Origin of the sequence: Caballeronia sp. SBC1 (assembly GCF_011493005.1) — a bacterium.
In the GTDB taxonomy this organism is placed as follows: Bacteria; Pseudomonadota; Gammaproteobacteria; order Burkholderiales; family Burkholderiaceae; genus Caballeronia.
In genome coordinates this window covers 1,544,024-1,560,666 of the sequence record NZ_CP049157.1, presented here as the reverse complement: position 1 = coordinate 1,560,666, position 16,643 = coordinate 1,544,024, and the positions used below count along the sequence as shown (strand labels likewise).

The window sequence follows — 16,643 nt, the reverse complement described above, 5'->3', positions numbered from 1 at the left end:
CCTTACCGGACACGCACGCTAGAGGCAAATCCGTTTTCTTCCCAATTTGTCGCGGGTTTATACCCGGTTTGGTTCTCCTGGCGTCTGCGATTTCGCTCAACAGGCCGCAACGCAGCGCGATAAATCGCAGTGTCATGGAATGCAAATTCGAATTCAATAGTTTGCAACGCACTGAAGCTGTGTAAGCATTCTTGCTGCCTTTATCGTTGAAACGCAGCTAAAACGGCTTCATGTAGGCGGTTTTCGTGGCCTTCGTTCGCTCCCCTTCTTCCGCCCCGCCCTTCGCGTGCCACTCCCATGAGCAAGAAAAAGATCCTCCTGAACGCGTTCAATATGAACTGTGTCGGCCATATCAATCATGGTCTATGGACGCATCCGCGTGACCAGTCGCAAGATTACCGAAAGCTTTCATACTGGACAGATCTTGCAAAATTACTTGAACGCGGGCTGTTCGATGGACTTTTTATCGCAGATATCGTGGGAACGTATGACGTTTATCAGGCGTCGGTCGACCTGACGCTGAAGGAATCCATACAGTTACCAGTCAACGATCCCCTGATGCTGGTTTCAGCCATGGCGGCCGTCACGCAACATCTTGGGTTCGGCGTGACCGTGAACCTGACTTACGAAGCGCCCTATCTTCTGGCACGGCGTTTCTCCACACTCGACCATCTGACCGAGGGCCGGATCGGCTGGAATATCGTGACCGGCTACCTCGACAGCGCCGCGCGCGCGATGGGTCTCACCGGGCAGATTGCCCACGACGAACGCTACGACCGCGCCGACGAATACCTCGACATCACCTACAAGCTTTGGGAAGGCAGTTGGGAAGACGACGCCGTTGTGCGCGACCGCAGCGCGCGCGTGTTCGCGGATCCGCAGAAGATCCACAAGGTCAACCATCACGGCCGCTATTACGATGTAGAGGGTTACCACTTGTCCGAACCCTCGCCGCAACGTACGCCTGTGTTGTTCCAGGCGGGTTCGTCGGGACGGGGGCAGGCATTTGCGATCCGTCATGCAGAGTGCGTATTCGTATCGAGCCAGAGCAAGGAAGGTACGCGCAAACTCGTCGATGCATTGCGCAAGCAAGCGGCCGAGGCAGGCCGGGATCCTGCCAGTCTCAAGGTGTTCATGGGCGTCACCGTCGTGGTGGGCCGCACCACGGCCGAAGCCGAGGAGAAGTTCGCCGAGTACGCCAGTTATGCGAATGCCGAAGCGGGGTTGGCGCACTTTGCGGCGGGCAGTGGTATCGATTATTCGAAGAACGGTCTGGATGACGAACTCGAACCGCCGGGCGGTCACAAGAGCCGCGGCATAGAGTCGTCGGTGCAGCGCGTGACAGATGGGCAATCCGGTTGGACCGTGCGGCGCCTGCTCGATCAGTTGAAACTCGGCGGCCGGTTTACCACTATTGTCGGCGATCCGGTGCAAGTGGCTGACGCGCTGGAATCGTGGATGGATGAAACGGGTATCGACGGCTTTAATCTGACGCGTACCGTGACGCCCGAAAGTTACGAGGACTTCATCGACCTGGTGATTCCCGAGTTGCAGGCGCGCGGTGTTTACAAGACTGGTTACGCCGACGGAACCCTGCGCGAGAAGTTGTTCAACCGCGGCGCGAGGTTGCCCGACGAGCATACGGGCGCGTCGTTTCGTCAAGTTCATGCGAAGTAAGGTACGTCGGCGTTGTCATGCCAGCGTGGCCTTGCACCCAGCCTTACTCTTCTTATCCAATCATTAGTGATCCGATACAAACCATCAAGCCGCCTTCCGTTGATATGAAAGTGCCGCCAATCCGCACAAGCTTAGCGAATTTCATGCTTTACAGAGCATTCACCTGGCGTTTTGGCTGAGCTATCCTCGACGCTTCAGCACCATGAGCACTCTCTTGAACACTCCCGACCACATCCCGTTGAACATCGTCGTGATCGGTGGCGGCTTCACCGGCGTCGCATTCGTAATTCATGCCATTCGTGCGTGCCCGACTGGCGTCGATCTCGACTTCACTATTGTGGAACCGTCGGCGGAACTCGGCCGGGGTATCGCCTATGGAACGTCGGACCCGCTGCACAGGATCAACGTACCGAGCGACCGGATGAGCCTGTTCGCCGGCGACTCCACCCATGCCACACGCTGGCTCCAGGCGCATGACGCAATCGATTCCGGCAGCAGCGACGGCCAGGGCAGCTACTACGTGTCGCGTGCACGATACGGAGAGTATGTCGCCGCGACGTTGAACAGCGTCGTGGCCGAGGCCGCCTCGCATGTGCGCGTGAGGCATCGGCGAGCAACCGCCACTGGGGTTCGAAAGACCGATTCAGGTGATTCAGGTTATACGGTCACGCTCGACGACGGTTCGCATCTGGATGCACATCGCGTTGCGCTATGTTTCGGTCATACACCTTCGCAACCACCTGGGGTCATCGACGAGCAGGCGTTACATGATCCGCGACTGATCACGCAGCCGTGGGCATCAGACGCGTTGCGCGCGATTCAAAAAGATGCGTCCGTGCTGCTGGTGGGCACTGGCCTGACGATGGCGGACGTGGCTGTCACGCTGATCCAGCGCGGGCATACCGGACGCATCATGGCGATTTCTCGACGGGGTTTGCGCGCCCAGCCGCATGGAATTTTCTCCGATGCCGCCGATTTCCTCGACAACGCCGCGCCGCCCGCGAGCGCCCGTGCACTCGTGCGCAAGCTCAGGCAGAGGATCGCGCGCGACGGGGCTCGCATTGGCTGGCAACCCGCCGCCGACGCCCTGCGTTTCGATCTCCCCCGGATCTGGAACGCGTTGCCGCCACGCGAACAAGGTCGAGTGGTGAAGAGGCTGCTGGCGTTCTGGGACGTGCATCGTTTTCGGATCGCGCCGCAAATTCATACTGCTATAGAGCAAGCCATCGAGAGTGGTCAGATGAGCGTCACCACGGCGGGTATTGCAGGCATCCGTCGCGTGTCGGAGCACTTCAGCGTCAGCCTGCGACGTGCGGGCGGCACGCATGAAGAGCACGCTTTCGACGCAGTGGTTTTCTGCACGGGACCAGCACGCGATATCGACCGGAATCCGCTCGTGAAGTCGCTTCTGGAGGGCGGGCTCGCGCGGCTGGATGCGGTGCGGATCGGACTCGACACCGACCTTCGGAGCCAGCTCAGGAATGCGGACGGCGAGGTGTCGACGGGCTTGCTGGCCTTTGGCCCGATGACACGCGGAAGCTTCGGCGAAATGACCGGCGCACCCGACATCGCACGTCATCTCGAACGTGTGCTCAAGGATGGCAGCCTGCTCGCGGACACATCGCGTTGACGCGTGCTCGTAGCTGCATGCATCAACCCAACGCCGACGAAGAAAACCAGACATGTTCGTAAGCAACCACCGCGGTCTTGTCGGGTACACGATCTGACGTCAGCCACGCTGACCTGACGGACCGTGCCGCGTGGGCGTCGGGCGGCCTCACAAATGTATCCGCAGTCGACGCCCCGCCAACGCAAGGAATGAACCACGAGCTCATGAGCGGTTTCGCTTCAAAGCCCGCGTCGGTTCGTGTGATCAACAGGGTCAGTCCGACTGCATCGGACGGGCGCCACGGAAAAATCAAGCGGCCATGCGGACGCAGCGCCTGAAGCCAGGAGCGCGGCGGCGCCAGGACGCCAGCGTTCACATAAATCAGATCCGACGCGGGCAAAGGCAGCTTGGTCGCGTCGCCTTGCGTGACGGTTACGCCCTCGAACGCTTGCAGGTTCTTGCGCGCCTTCTCAGCCAGACCCGGTTCGATTTCAAACGCCTCCACCCGACCGCCAGGGAGCGTGAGCACGGAAAGAATAGCGGTGTAATAACCCAAACCCGCACCGATATGACACACCACGTTGCCCTGTTGCGGCGCGGCCGAGCCTAGCCACGCGGCGTGAAGAAACGGCTCGCCGTTATTGATTCCCTTAGTGGCATCGAGCGCAATCAGGGCGTTCTGGTAAAGATAGGCAGGGTCGGCGCTGGGGGTCTCGAAGTACTCGTAGTCCACCAGGATCTTCCACGGGCCCGGCGGCAGGAACGCCTCGCGGGACACGAGTTCGAACACGCGCTCAAGCCTCGGATCGTCGGACTTGCTCGCGGCAGCCATGAGCCTGGCGTAGCGCTTCCTGACTTCTGCGATGTTCGCCTTTTCCTTGCGCATGACACTATGCTAAATCAACGAGTTGGCAGCGGTTCGCTCTAGTCCGATAAATTGCCTGTATTCTTTTCGTGAACTGCGATTCCGCACAAATGATCGTCCGCCGAAAATCTGCGGGAAACGGTCTCCAGCCTGGTAAAAACGGGGTATCAAGTTAAGATTAAGCCTTCTATGTCCGGTTGTCTTCTGTGCCGCTCATCGACGTCAAGATGCGCCAGGCCAAGGCTTCTACCAAGCCGATCGCAATCACCCATGCCAATGGACTCTATGTTTAAGGAAACGCATTTTTTGTGCAGAGCAACCACGAGGTGATGTTCGCTCCCACCAGTGCGTCTTTGCGCTTCTACCAACCTTGCGCTTGAACTGGATTTCACGCGACGTTGTTTCTGTTTGTGCCATTCATGTATTGCCCGGTCCATCATCGCTCCCTGCGCGACACCTCTGATTTCGCTTAAGACCAGCCTTGGAAACCGCGTTTCGAGGCCCCGTTCGGTGGCTTTTTCAGGCCGATGATCTCCGGCACGATTCCGCCAATGCGCCGTCAACGGACCGGCGAATCGTGCTAGATTGCTCTCACCGCGGTTTCAACGGAGGTTCGCATGGATACCCGTTCCATACTGGGGATGATTCACGCTGAAGAGGCTCTGTTGGTCTCCATCGTGCGATCGTTGCCACCGGACATAAGGAGCAAGGTCGCCAACGACTTCCATGAGCAGGCCGAAATCGCCGAGACGTCACACTTGAGTTCCACAGGCGACCGCGAAACAACCGACGCGTTCAGGGCTCATGTCAGAAGACTGTCGATCCTGCTTGCCTCACTGTCTTAACTAAAATTCGCCAATTGATGCGGCGTCTGCTGTCTCGCACCGCAAGGACACGAGGCACGCATTTCTAGTGCTTGAGCCGGCTTCGGCACCCTGCGTTACCGCGCATAGTGGCTTGCTGCTCCCGAGCGCGGGCTGCTTCACCGCCCGATGTCCGCATTCTTGGGGCAAGACCCACACAGCATTCCGCAAGCTCCGATAGTTCGATGGTAATTCCCGTGTCTTTCACTTTTACTTGCGACTTGCAGTCCCGTTCAATTTTCTCCATAGCGTCGTCTTGCTGATTCCGAGCGCCTTGCAGACTGCCTCGCGGTCGCCGTTACAGGAAGCGAGTGCCGCGCGGACCTCGTCGGCCTCAATGTGGCGGCTGCGCTCGCGCAGCGTCAGCGCTTCCTCGCGGGCGCCTGAACGGGCGCCTGAACGTGCCTCGAAGAGTTCTGGTGCGATCGAGTGCAGATCCTCACTGGTGAGCGCGCTTGCGCCGGTGCCATCCGCATCGGCCAGTTCAACGGCAATCCGTTCGATCACATTTTGCAACTCGCGTACGTTGCCCGGCCACGCATAGCTCGACATCGAGTCACCAATACCCGCGAGCACGCGCACAGCAACATCCGCATTGCGGATCCGCGCACGAAGCTGCGGCTCCCGCTTCGCTGCCTGCATCAAGAGTTCGACAGCGAGCGGCATTAGGTCAGTCGGTCGTTCGCGCAATGGCGGTAAAGCGATATTCAGGATGTTGAGCCGATAATAAAGATCCGCGCGAAACGTGCCCGCCTCGATGCCATCGGTCAGCGCTCGATGCGTCGCGGCAATCACCCGTATATCGACGCGAGTTGGTTCCGTCGAGCCGAGCCGTACGACCTCGCGCTCCTGCAATACACGCAGCAGGCGGCTTTGCAGCGGCAAGGGCATCTCGCCAATTTCATCGAGAAACAGCGTGCCTCGATGCGCCACCTCGATCAACCCGGCCTTGCCCCCCTTGCGCGCACCGGTGAACGCTCCCTCCTCATAGCCGAACAATTCGCTTTCGAGCAACGCTTCCGGAAACGCACCACAGTTGATCGCGACAAACGCGAAGTCACGCCGCGGGCTTAAGTGATGCATGCTCTGCGCGACCATCTCCTTGCCGGTCCCGCTTTCGCCGAGGATCAGCAATGTCGCGTTCGATTTCGCGTAGCGCTGAACGAGCGTGCGAACCCGCTGCATGGAAGCACATTCGCCGACCAGATCGTCGAGCCGGTAGCGCGCGGTGAATTGCTGGGTCCGCTGCGTCGAGCGCAGCGTGCGGTCAAGGCGCTCGACGGCACGCGACTCCTGAAACGTCAGAACCGTTCCGGCAGCTGCCCCGTTTGTCGCGAGCGGGCCGCGATGCACGACATAGCTCACACCGCGTACCGAGCCGAGCGCATCGCCGTCGGCGTCCGGCAATGCTGCCGCGATATCGGGCGCGAGCTCCAGCAGCGAGTGGCCGACGGCATTAGCCGCATCAATGCCGAGCACCTCCGCCAAGCGCCGGTTGATCGCCTCGACCCTGCCCTGAGCATCGAGCGCAACAACGCCGTCGCGCATGTGCTGCAACAGGTTGTCGAGCCGTTGACGACGCAGCGCTTCGCTGCGCGTTGCCTGCGCGACTTCCAGCGCTGTGTCGAAGGCTGAACGCACGGATGCGCGCGAATAAAGGAACACCGCCTCCATGCCGGCGCGCGCGGCCAGGTCGGTGACCAGCCCGGGACCAACGACAGCGCCCACGCCCCGATCGCGAAGATCGAGCACGCAATTTTCCGCATCCTCCGTGGATTGATACGAGGCAAATACGACCTTGATATCGTAAGCGGCGACGAACCGTCGAACCTCGTCGGGCGTGTCGCCATGTGTGACAAGAGCGACTGACGCCGCTTTGCGCCTTGCTCGTGCAAGCGCGTGCATTACGTCGAAACCTGTCGGGCTGATCAGCACGACAGGTACGGCGACCCGAGACTTCAGAAAAGCCCCGTTCGCGCCGCCCGCGACGACAACATCAGGCCGCGCGTCGCCCGCCGCGCTGATCTCCTTCACCGCGTCCTCGAAGCCACGCGAGACGATGCGCAAATCAGCGCGTTCGCCGTACTCGTGCGCGATGTCGAAAAACAGGTCTTGTAACCGGCTTATTCCCATTGCCCAGAGGCGCGGGCGTTCAACGGAATCGGAGATTTGGGGCGTCATAAGAAACAGGCGGAACTAAGATTGAGGGGCGTGCTTATTATGCATCGACATTTCGAATGTGAAATCGATATTTCATATTCGAAATAGAATGCAAATTGCGCCTACTGAAATAGCCATGCAAATCATGGGCTTACCTTGCTCGCCATGCTTGGCCCGTCTTTTGCGTCTAGAACTGCACCTTTACCGGAGCGAACAATTGAATTCAGCTAAACAGGAACCCACCAGCGCCGGCGCGCGATTTCGCGCGGCGGTGTCTGAAGGACAACCCTTGCAGGTAGTCGGGGCGATCACCGCTTACGCAGCAAAAATGGCGGAAGCGGTCGGCTTCAAGGCGCTCTATCTCTCGGGCGGGGGCGTGGCGGCAAATTCGCTCGGCATCCCCGATCTCGGCATCAGCACAATGGACGACGTGCTGATCGACGCGCGCCGTATCACCGACGCGTCGAACCTGCCGCTGCTCGTCGATATCGACACGGGCTGGGGTGGCGCCTTCAACATCGCGCGCACGGTGCGCTCGTTCATCAAGGCGGGCGTGGCTGCCGTGCACCTGGAAGACCAGGTCGGCCAGAAGCGATGTGGTCACCGCCCAGGCAAGGAAGTCGTGCCAAAGGAAGAAATGGTCGATCGCGTGAAAGCCGCAGTCGATGCACGCACCGACGACCAGTTCGTCATCATGGCCCGCACCGATGCGGCGGCGACGGAAGGCCTCGATGCGGCGATCGAACGCGCGGTGGCTTATGTGGAAGCCGGCGCTGACATGATTTTTCCTGAAGCAATGCAGTCGCTCGACGACTATCGCCGCTTCAAGGCCGCCGTGAAGGTGCCGATCCTCGCGAACCTGACCGAATTCGGCTCGACGCCTTTCTTCACGACTGACGAGCTGCGCGATGCCAATGTCGACATCGCGCTCTACTGCTGCGGCGCGTATCGTGCGATGAACGCGGCGGCGCTCAACTTCTACCAGACGGTGCTGCGCGACGGCACGCAGAAAGCTGCCGTTGAAACCATGCAATCGCGCGCCGATCTGTATCAATATCTCGGTTATCACGCGTACGAAGACAAGCTCGACGCGCTGTTCGCCACGAAGAAATAACGCTTGCACTGGAGACGACACACACATGAGCGATGTAACCACCACCACGCCGGCTGCCGGCGCATTCAAACCCAAGAAATCGGTCGCGCTTTCGGGCGTGACGGCCGGCAACACCGCGTTGTGCACCGTCGGACGCACGGGTAACGACCTGCACTACCGCGGCTATGACATTCTCGACCTCGCGGGCGCGTGCGAGTTCGAGGAAATTGCTCATCTGCTGGTCCACGAAAAGCTGCCCACGCAAGCCGAACTGACCGCGTACAAGGCCAAGCTCAAGGCGTTGCGCGGACTGCCCGTCAACGTAAAGGCTGCACTGGAATTCGTGCCGGCGTCCGCCCATCCTATGGACGTGATGCGCACCGGCGTGTCGGTGCTCGGCACGGTGCTGCCCGAAAAGGACGACCACAACATCGCCGGCGCGAAGGATATTGCCGATCGTCTGATGGCGTCGCTCGGTTCGATGCTGCTCTACTGGTATCACTATTCGCATAACGGCAAGCGCATCGAAGTCGAAACCGATGACGACTCCATCGGCGGCCACTTCCTGCATTTGCTGCACGGCAAAGAGCCGTCGAAGTCGTGGGTCGACGCCATGCACGTATCGCTGAACCTGTACGCGGAACACGAATTCAACGCATCGACGTTCACCGGCCGCGTGATCGCGGGCACGGGCTCGGACATCTATTCGGCGATCACCGGCGCAATCGGCGCATTGCGCGGCCCAAAGCATGGCGGTGCCAACGAAGCGGCATTCGACATTCAAACGCGCTATCAGACGGCGGACGAAGCAGAAGCCGATATCCGTCGACGCGTGGAAGCGAAGGAAGTCGTGATCGGCTTCGGCCATCCGGTGTACACAATCTCCGATCCGCGCAATGTCGTGATCAAGGAAGTGGCGAAGAAGCTGTCGAAGGAAGCGGGCAACACGAAGCTCTTCGACATCGCCGAGCGGCTTGAATCAGTCATGTGGGAAGCGAAGAAGATGTTCCCGAACCTCGACTGGTTCAGCGCGGTGTCGTATCACATGATGGGCGTGCCGACCGCGATGTTCACGCCGCTCTTCGTGATCTCGCGCACATCGGGCTGGGCTGCGCATATCATTGAGCAACGCATCGACAACAAGATCATTCGCCCGAGCGCAAACTATACGGGGCCGGACGATCTGCCCTTCGTGCCGCTCGCGAAGCGCTGACCGTGACACGGGATGGTTGACAAGCACACCGGCAACTATCCCGACCATTACTATTTTTCCCCCACGGTATGAATACTGCAAACCGCAAACCCCTGCCCGGCACGAAGCTGGATTATTTCGACACCCGCGCCGCAGTCGAGGAAATCCAGCCCGGCGCCTATGACAAGCTGCCGTACACGTCGCGCGTGCTCGCCGAAAACCTCGTGCGGCGATGCCCGCCCGCCTCGCTCACCGCATCGCTCAGACAAATCATCGAACGCCAACGTGAGCTGGACTTTCCATGGTTTCCAGCGCGCGTCGTGTGCCACGACATTCTTGGCCAGACCGCCCTCGTCGACCTGGCAGGCCTGCGCGATGCAATTGCTGCTCAGGGAGGCGATCCGGCGCTGGTGAATCCGGTGGTGCCGACGCAGCTCGTGGTCGACCACTCGCTCGCCGTCGAATGCGGTGGTTTCGATCCTGACGCCTTCGAGAAAAACCGCGCCATCGAAGACCGTCGCAATGAGGACCGCTTCCACTTCATCGACTGGACCAAGAGGGCTTTCAAGAACATCGTTGTGATTCCGCCGGGCAACGGCATCCTTCATCAGATCAACCTCGAACGCATGAGCCCGGTCGTGCAGGTGAAGGACGGCGTGGCATTTCCGGACACGCTCGTTGGTACCGACTCACACACGCCGATGGTCGACGCGCTCGGTGTGCTCGCGATCGGCGTGGGCGGACTGGAGGCCGAAAGCGTGATGCTGGGCCGGGCTTCCTACATGCGCCTGCCCGACATTGTTGGCGTCGAACTGAGCGGCAAGCCGTCAGAGGGCATCACGGCCACCGACGTGGTGCTCTCGCTGACCGAATTCCTGCGCAAAGAGAAAGTCGTCGGTGCGTACCTGGAGTTCTGCGGTGAAGGCACGGCGAACCTGACGCTTGGCGATCGCGCGACCATCGCGAACATGGCACCCGAATTCGGCGCCACGGCCGCGATGTTTTATATCGACGAGCAGACCATCAAGTATCTCAAGCTCACCGGCCGTGATGACGATCTGGTGAAGCTAGTGGAAACGTATGCGAAAGAAACCGGCCTCTGGGGCGAGAGCCTGAAGAACGCCGACTACGAGCGTGTATTGAAGTTCGACCTGTCCACGGTGGTTCGTACGCTGGCCGGCCCGTCCAACCCGCACCGCCGGCTGCCCGTGTCCGAGCTGGCCGCGCGCGGCATCAGCGGCAAGGTCGAGAACGAGCCCGGTCTGATGCCAGACGGCGCCGTGATCATTGCCGCGATCACGAGTTGCACCAACACCAACAACCCACGCAACATGATCGCGGCCGGGCTGCTGGCTCGCAACGCCAACCAGCGAGGCCTCACCCGCAAGCCGTGGGCAAAGACGTCGCTCGCGCCGGGTTCGAAGGCCGTCACGCTGTATCTCGAGGAAGCCGGCCTGATGCCGGAACTGGAACAACTGGGTTTCGGCGTCGTGGCTTATGCCTGCACGTCGTGCAACGGCATGTCAGGCGCGCTGGATCCGGTGCTCCAGAAGGAAATCGTCGATCGTGATTTGTACGCGACCGCCGTCCTGTCCGGAAACCGCAACTTCGACGGCCGTATCCACCCGTATGCGAAGCAGGCGTTCCTCGCCTCGCCGCCGCTGGTGGTTGCTTACGCCATTGCCGGCACGATCCGCTTCGACATCGAGAAGGACGTGTTGGGCACTGACGCCAATGGCAACCCGGTGAGGCTCGCGGACATCTGGCCGTCGGACGAAGAAATCGATGCGATAGTGGCGTCCAGCGTGAAGCCTGAGCAATTCCGCAAGGTGTACGAACCAATGTTCGCAGTAGCCGCCGATGCTGGCGAGCGTGCCGCCCCGCTTTACGACTGGCGACCGCCGAGCACTTATATCCGTCGCCCCCCCTATTGGGAGGGTGCGCTTGCCGGCGAGCGCACGTTGCAGGGAATGCGAGCGCTCGCCGTGCTGGGCGACAACATCACCACCGATCACCTGTCGCCGTCGAACGCAATCCTCGCTAACAGCGCCGCGGGCGAATACCTCACGAAGATGGGCCTGCCGGAAGAGGACTTCAACTCGTACGCAACGCATCGCGGCGATCACCTGACGGCCCAGCGCGCCACCTTCGCGAACCCGACGCTCCTCAACGAAATGGTGCTCGAAGACGGCAAGGTGAAGGCGGGTTCGTTCGCTCGCATCGAACCCGAGGGCAAAGTCACGCGCATGTGGGAAGCCATCGAAACCTACATGGAGCGCAAACAGCCGCTGATCGTGATCGCCGGCGCGGACTACGGACAAGGCTCATCGCGCGACTGGGCCGCCAAGGGCGTGCGTCTCGCGGGCGCGGAAGCGATCGTCGCCGAAGGCTTCGAGCGCATTCATCGCACGAACCTTGTTGGCATGGGTGTGCTGCCGCTGGAGTTCAAGCCCGGCGTGAATCGCACGACGCTCGGTATCGACGGTACCGAAACGTTCGATGTGACCGGCGAACGCAAGCCGCGCGCCGACCTGACGCTCGTGATACATCGTCGCGACGGCGAGCGTGTTGAAGTGCCAGTGACCTGCCGGCTCGACACCGCGGAAGAAGTGTCGATCTACGAAGCGGGCGGCGTGCTGCAGCGTTTCGCGCAGGACTTCCTGGAATCGTCACAGGCGGCTGCATAGCAAGGCAATCCGGGCGGTGCGTGCGAAGGAGCAGTGGAAGCGTACCGCCCGGCTTCACCAGACAAACAAGGACAACATCATCATGGCCCACGCACCCCAGATCAGGATTCCCGCGACCTACATGCGTGGCGGCACGAGCAAAGGCGTGTTCTTCCGCCTGCAGGATTTGCCCGAAGCCGCCCGCGTGCCAGGTGCCGCACGCGACGCGCTCCTCTTGCGCGTGATCGGCAGCCCGGACCCGTACGGCAAGCAGATCGACGGCATGGGTGGCGCGACATCGAGCACCAGCAAGACCGTGATCGTTGCGAAGAGCGGCAAGGACGATCACGACGTCGATTATCTGTTCGGTCAGGTTGCCATCGACCGCGCATTTGTCGATTGGAGCGGCAACTGTGGCAATCTCTCCGCCGCCGTGGGGCCGTTTGCGATCAGCAACGGACTGATCGATCCCGACCGCGTGCCGGATAACGGCGTGGCCACCGTGCGCATCTGGCAGGCGAACATCGGCAAGACGATCATCGCGCACGTACCGGTCACGAAAGGCGCCGTGCAGGAAACTGGCGACTTCGAACTCGACGGCGTCACCTTCCCCGCCGCCGAAGTGCAGCTCGAATTCATGGACCCTGCCGCCGAGGAAGATGGCGCTGGCGGCGCGATGTTTCCCACGGGCAATCTCATCGACGACCTCGAGGTTCCAGGCATCGGCACGCTGAAGGCGACGATGATCAATGCGGGCATCCCGACCATCTTCCTGAATGCCGACGCAATCGGATACACGGGCACGGAACTGCAAGACGCGATCAACAGCGATCCGAAAGCGCTGGCGATGTTCGAGACCATCCGCGCGCATGGCGCGGTTCGCATGGGCCTGATCAAACATATCGACGAGATCGCGAGCCGGCAGCACACGCCCAAGATTGCCTTTGTCGCGAAGCCCGCCGATTACGTCGCATCCAGCGGCAAGCCGGTTGCCACCCATGATGTCGATCTTCTCGTTCGCGCGATGTCGATGGGAAAGCTCCATCACGCGATGATGGGGACGGCGGCCGTGGCGATCGGCACAGCGGCGGCAATTCCGGGAACGCTGGTGAGTCTCGCTGCCGGTGGCCAAGGACGCGATACGGTGCGCTTCGGGCATCCATCGGGCACGTTGCGCGTGGGGGCTCAGGCGAGCCTCGTTGACGGCCAATGGGCGGTCACCAAGGCCATCATGAGCCGCAGCGCCCGTGTACTGATGGAAGGATGGGTGCGTGCGCCCGCCGACACGCTCTGATGGCCGACGACGCATCGTCCTAAACCGCCTCGGACCGAACCTGGATGCAGCATCGTCTATGCATTTTTGAAATCGAAAATTCCCCGTGCCACGGTCGCGCATTAAGAATTGCACTACGAAGGGGCACGTGACCCGCCAGCACCGAGAGTCATCAACCAATTGCCTTGCCAAGCCCCCAAGCCCCCAAGCCCCCAAGCCCCCAAGCCCGGATATTGTCGCGATTTATCGCTTAATTGAGACGCACGGTATAGGAATTTGCCCTGCGTCCATTAGAGTTGGCGGCCTCAAAAGCGAAGTGCAACACCTATCTCGTATAAGGTGTCGCAATGCCCGAAAAAACTTCTTACCAACAACTTCAGCCTGAAGAACGCCTGATCATTGCAAGCTTGCATCTGCAGGGTTCAAGTATGCGAGCCATGGCTCGCATACTTGGGCGCTCGCCGGGAACTATCAGCCGCGAGTTAACGCGAAACAGCTCTCCTGTTGGCTATGCATCAGTGCCTGCTGCAGCGCTTTGCAGCGCGCGCCGCAGTGCGTCACGCCCTCGGGCCAAGCTTTGCCCGCAAAGTGTCTGCTGGCGCATCGTTCTCACCCTGCTTGAGTGGAAATGGTCGCCTCAGCAGATATCGGGCACACTGAAGCGCATGTATCCAACCGACTCGACCCAGCACGTCTCGCACGAAACCATCTACACGGCCATCTACGCTCAGCCGCGCGGTGAACTGCGCCGCCAACTCATTGCCTGCCTGCGCCATGGCCACAGCACGCGCATGCCACGCACGCGGGGCACCGACCGGCGCGGACAGATTCCCGACATGGTCAGTATCCACGTGCGCCCGCCCGAAATTGAAGACCGACTGCTGCCAGGTCACTGGGAAGGCGACTTCATCAAGGGTGCGAACAACCAATCCTCTGTAGGCGTTCTGGTCGAGCGCACCAGCCGCCTGGTGCTGCTTGCCAAGATGGAGGACGCCACCGCCGCTTCAGCGCTAGCGGGCTTCTCCGCCAAACTCAATTCGATTGTGGCGCCCTTACGGCAAAGCTTTACTTACGACCAGGGCAAAGAAATGTCGCGGCATAAGGAGCTGGCCGCCGCCACCGGCGTGAATGTCTACTTCTGTGACCCACATAGCCCCTGGCAACGTGGAACCTGCGAGAACACCAACGGGTTGCTGCGCCAGTATCTGCCTAAAGGCACGGACCTATCGGTCTACAGTCAGGAAGAACTCGACGCGATCGCCGACAGTCTGAACAGCCGCCCGCGCGCCACTCACGCGTTCCATTCGCCATTCGAGGTCTTCGCTGCGACACTTGCCTCAGCAAGCCAACCTCAAGGCTCTAAACAATAGCCCCTCCTGTTGCGCTTCGGTTTGAAACCGCCCTTCGTTGACCGGACTCCTGTTGAGCTACCTCGCCGGCCAACTGGGTACGACTGTTTCTAACTTGCTGGCCAGTCTTCCGACTAATTCGACCTATCAAAGCGCCCTCTCGAATAGTTCAACGATTGCCAACGCGGAAACAGCAGTTGCAACCATTATCAAGAATACCTATGGCATCACCTTATCGTCGTCAGCGTTCCTGACAACGGCGTTCACGGTTGGCCAAGGTCAGGATAAGGATCTTGATCAGTTGATGGCGGCTGGCGCAGTCGACGCTACTGGCAAGCCGGCAGCAACATTGACCGCAGCCGTGACGGCTGCGGATACCGCTGCGGGCAGCGGGTCTTCAGGTGGCACGCCGAGTGGAGGCGCCACGGGCGGTACGGGCGGCACGAGTACCGTCACGCAGTAAACCCATACGGGGCGTGTGAGTCTGCGCTGTGTTGCAGGTGGGCGTCAACCTGGTACTGTGGCGTTGACCCTGCCTGCCAGGGTGCGCGCTACGAAGAGACGACGTATCCGCGATATCGATCGTGGATACGTCGTTAAAAGCAGAGCCCCGTCAACCGCCTTGCTATTCGCTAGTGCAGACGAGATAACACATAGGACATCTAAGAGAGAAACCCCGGGCGCGCCCTTTCCCCATGCCCGCCATTAGAACCGTGCCGCAGCCTGGACAAACAGGAGCGTCGGCGTTGTCGCCGTCACTCTGGATAACCGGGGAGCCATCCACTGGTTCGGGAGTCGTTTTATGCGGATCGATGGTGCCGGCGGACGTGGGTTTGATTCGGTTCATCGGACTCAGCCACATGAGAAGAAGAAGTTGAAAGCTTGGTAGCAGAGGCTAATCCTGACAGATTCAGGAGCCCCTCTAAAAACGAAACCTTGCCGAAATCCGCCTTTTTCATGCTGATAGTGTCTGCGGGCGAAACGGAACACAAATTGATGGCCAAAAACAGGACGAGCGGCGCCCGCCGTGCAAGGTCCTTGCCGACTAGAACCAACCAACGGATCTCGCCCCGCCCGATAACCTGGCTACCATCACGTTGACAGGTAACATCGCGACGCGGGCCGCGGCTAGCATTACCTTCGGCTCGTGATACTTAAGCTAGCCGCCCATGTTTTGTAAAAATTGCTCGGTAGCCAATAGTCGGCAGGACGTTGTTGCCCATGGGCTCCGACCGGTCAGTGGATTGCAAGAGCTGAGTAAAAGTTGGGGAAACTCCCGAACATTGTTGGCAGAAAGTTCCGTGTTTTCGGATATCCTCAGCAGCAATCAGGATAATCCCTTTATCCAGACAAATTGCTGACAAATACCTTTAAGTCTATGTAAGGTCCATTATTTGGGCTCGTCGCGGCCTAAGCGACTGACTCAGTTTCTCATTCCGCACCCATTTCGGCTTTTCCGGTTTGGAAAGCTTCAATAATTATTGGCGCGGCGTACAATTGATTCGCCATAATTCCAAAAGCGCATAGCGCCGCAGCGACTGTTGTTACGGACGCGCTCATTGGACTTAGAGAAGTCTTGTCACAACAATGCAATGCGACGCGGCTCGGCGCTCTGGTTTTATTCTCACTCGTTAGCTCTAAATTTTGGATACGCTCATGGCAACCGGTACGGTCAAATGGTTCAACGATGCAAAAGGCTTCGGCTTCATCACCCCCGATGACGGCGGCGAAGATCTGTTCGCACATTTTTCGGAAATCAAGGCAGAAGGCTTCAAGAGCCTTCAAGAAAATCAGAAGGTAACGTTTGAGGTAAAACAAGGACCCAAGGGCAAGCAGGCATCGAACATCGTGCCGGCCTGAGTTTCATTCCGGCCGTCACGGCGGCTGATTTTCATC

At 60.0% G+C, this 16,643-nt stretch carries 12 protein-coding genes; 10 read left to right on the top strand and 2 right to left on the bottom strand.

Annotated elements, in window-relative coordinates; all coding sequences use genetic code 11:
* Positions 1 to 297 precede the first annotated feature (297 nt).
* Positions 298 to 1,677: an LLM class flavin-dependent oxidoreductase gene (locus tag SBC1_RS24970; protein WP_165094047.1), complete on the top strand. Its 1,380-nt coding sequence runs from the start codon at positions 298 to 300 to the stop codon at positions 1,675 to 1,677.
* Between the two features lie 214 nt (positions 1,678 to 1,891).
* Positions 1,892 to 3,307, top strand: coding sequence for an FAD/NAD(P)-binding protein (locus tag SBC1_RS24965; RefSeq protein ID WP_165094050.1), 1,416 nt, complete (start codon positions 1,892 to 1,894; stop codon positions 3,305 to 3,307).
* A gap of 22 nt (positions 3,308 to 3,329) precedes the next feature.
* Here SBC1_RS24965 and SBC1_RS24960 read toward each other — a convergent pair whose 3' ends face one another.
* Positions 3,330 to 4,172 (bottom strand): protein-L-isoaspartate O-methyltransferase, encoded by an 843-nt coding sequence (locus SBC1_RS24960; protein ID WP_165094055.1) that lies wholly within the window; start codon positions 4,170 to 4,172, stop codon positions 3,330 to 3,332.
* Between the two features lie 596 nt (positions 4,173 to 4,768).
* On the opposite strand from SBC1_RS24960, the gene SBC1_RS24955 reads away from it, so the two are divergent.
* Complete coding sequence (locus SBC1_RS24955) at positions 4,769 to 4,996, top strand: hypothetical protein (RefSeq protein WP_165094058.1); 228 nt, start codon at positions 4,769 to 4,771, stop codon at positions 4,994 to 4,996.
* A gap of 228 nt (positions 4,997 to 5,224) precedes the next feature.
* Here the strand turns inward: SBC1_RS24955 and prpR are convergent, their stop codons facing one another.
* Complete coding sequence (gene prpR / locus SBC1_RS24950) at positions 5,225 to 7,195, bottom strand: propionate catabolism operon regulatory protein PrpR (protein ID WP_165094063.1); 1,971 nt, start codon at positions 7,193 to 7,195, stop codon at positions 5,225 to 5,227.
* Between the two features lie 196 nt (positions 7,196 to 7,391).
* On the opposite strand from prpR, the gene prpB reads away from it, so the two are divergent.
* The 7 genes from prpB to SBC1_RS24915 all read left to right on the top strand — a co-directional run bounded on the left by prpB (position 7,392) and on the right by SBC1_RS24915 (position 16,607).
* Positions 7,392 to 8,288, top strand: a complete 897-nt coding sequence (prpB, locus tag SBC1_RS24945) for a methylisocitrate lyase (RefSeq protein ID WP_165094067.1) — start codon at positions 7,392 to 7,394, stop codon at positions 8,286 to 8,288.
* A gap of 25 nt (positions 8,289 to 8,313) precedes the next feature.
* Positions 8,314 to 9,480: a 2-methylcitrate synthase gene (gene prpC / locus SBC1_RS24940; protein WP_165094070.1), complete on the top strand. Its 1,167-nt coding sequence runs from the start codon at positions 8,314 to 8,316 to the stop codon at positions 9,478 to 9,480.
* 68 nt (positions 9,481 to 9,548) lie between these two features.
* Positions 9,549 to 12,146, top strand: a complete 2,598-nt coding sequence (gene acnD, locus SBC1_RS24935; protein WP_165094073.1) for a Fe/S-dependent 2-methylisocitrate dehydratase AcnD — start codon at positions 9,549 to 9,551, stop codon at positions 12,144 to 12,146.
* 82 nt (positions 12,147 to 12,228) lie between these two features.
* Entirely contained in the window at positions 12,229 to 13,419 is a 1,191-nt protein-coding gene (gene prpF, locus SBC1_RS24930; protein ID WP_165094078.1) for a 2-methylaconitate cis-trans isomerase PrpF, read from the top strand.
* A 326-nt stretch (positions 13,420 to 13,745) separates the two neighbouring features.
* The gene (locus SBC1_RS24925; protein ID WP_165094081.1) at positions 13,746 to 14,768 is read left to right on the top strand and encodes an IS30 family transposase; all 1,023 of its coding nucleotides are present in this window, start codon (positions 13,746 to 13,748) and stop codon (positions 14,766 to 14,768) included.
* Positions 14,769 to 14,820: 52 nt separating this feature from the next.
* Positions 14,821 to 15,210 carry a hypothetical protein gene (locus SBC1_RS24920; RefSeq protein WP_165094084.1) on the top strand — a complete coding sequence of 130 codons (390 nt, stop codon included), beginning with the start codon at positions 14,821 to 14,823 and terminating at the stop codon, positions 15,208 to 15,210.
* A 1,193-nt stretch (positions 15,211 to 16,403) separates the two neighbouring features.
* Entirely contained in the window at positions 16,404 to 16,607 is a 204-nt protein-coding gene (locus SBC1_RS24915; protein ID WP_031356584.1) for a cold-shock protein, read from the top strand.
* Positions 16,608 to 16,643 lie beyond the last annotated feature (36 nt).

What these genes read in the sequence shown, in the direction of transcription:
- SBC1_RS24970 (WP_165094047.1), top strand. Translation starts at nt 298, where the DNA reads ATGAGCAAGAAAAAGATCCTCCTGAACGCGTTCAATATGAACTGTGTC.
- SBC1_RS24960 (WP_165094055.1), bottom strand. Translation starts at nt 4,172, where the DNA reads ATGCGCAAGGAAAAGGCGAACATCGCAGAAGTCAGGAAGCGCTACGCC.
- SBC1_RS24955 (WP_165094058.1), top strand. Translation starts at nt 4,769, where the DNA reads ATGGATACCCGTTCCATACTGGGGATGATTCACGCTGAAGAGGCTCTG.
- prpR (WP_165094063.1), bottom strand. Translation starts at nt 7,195, where the DNA reads ATGACGCCCCAAATCTCCGATTCCGTTGAACGCCCGCGCCTCTGGGCA.
- prpC (WP_165094070.1), top strand. Translation starts at nt 8,314, where the DNA reads ATGAGCGATGTAACCACCACCACGCCGGCTGCCGGCGCATTCAAACCC.
- acnD (WP_165094073.1), top strand. Translation starts at nt 9,549, where the DNA reads ATGAATACTGCAAACCGCAAACCCCTGCCCGGCACGAAGCTGGATTAT.
- prpF (WP_165094078.1), top strand. Translation starts at nt 12,229, where the DNA reads ATGGCCCACGCACCCCAGATCAGGATTCCCGCGACCTACATGCGTGGC.
- SBC1_RS24925 (WP_165094081.1), top strand. Translation starts at nt 13,746, where the DNA reads ATGCCCGAAAAAACTTCTTACCAACAACTTCAGCCTGAAGAACGCCTG.
- SBC1_RS24915 (WP_031356584.1), top strand. Translation starts at nt 16,404, where the DNA reads ATGGCAACCGGTACGGTCAAATGGTTCAACGATGCAAAAGGCTTCGGC.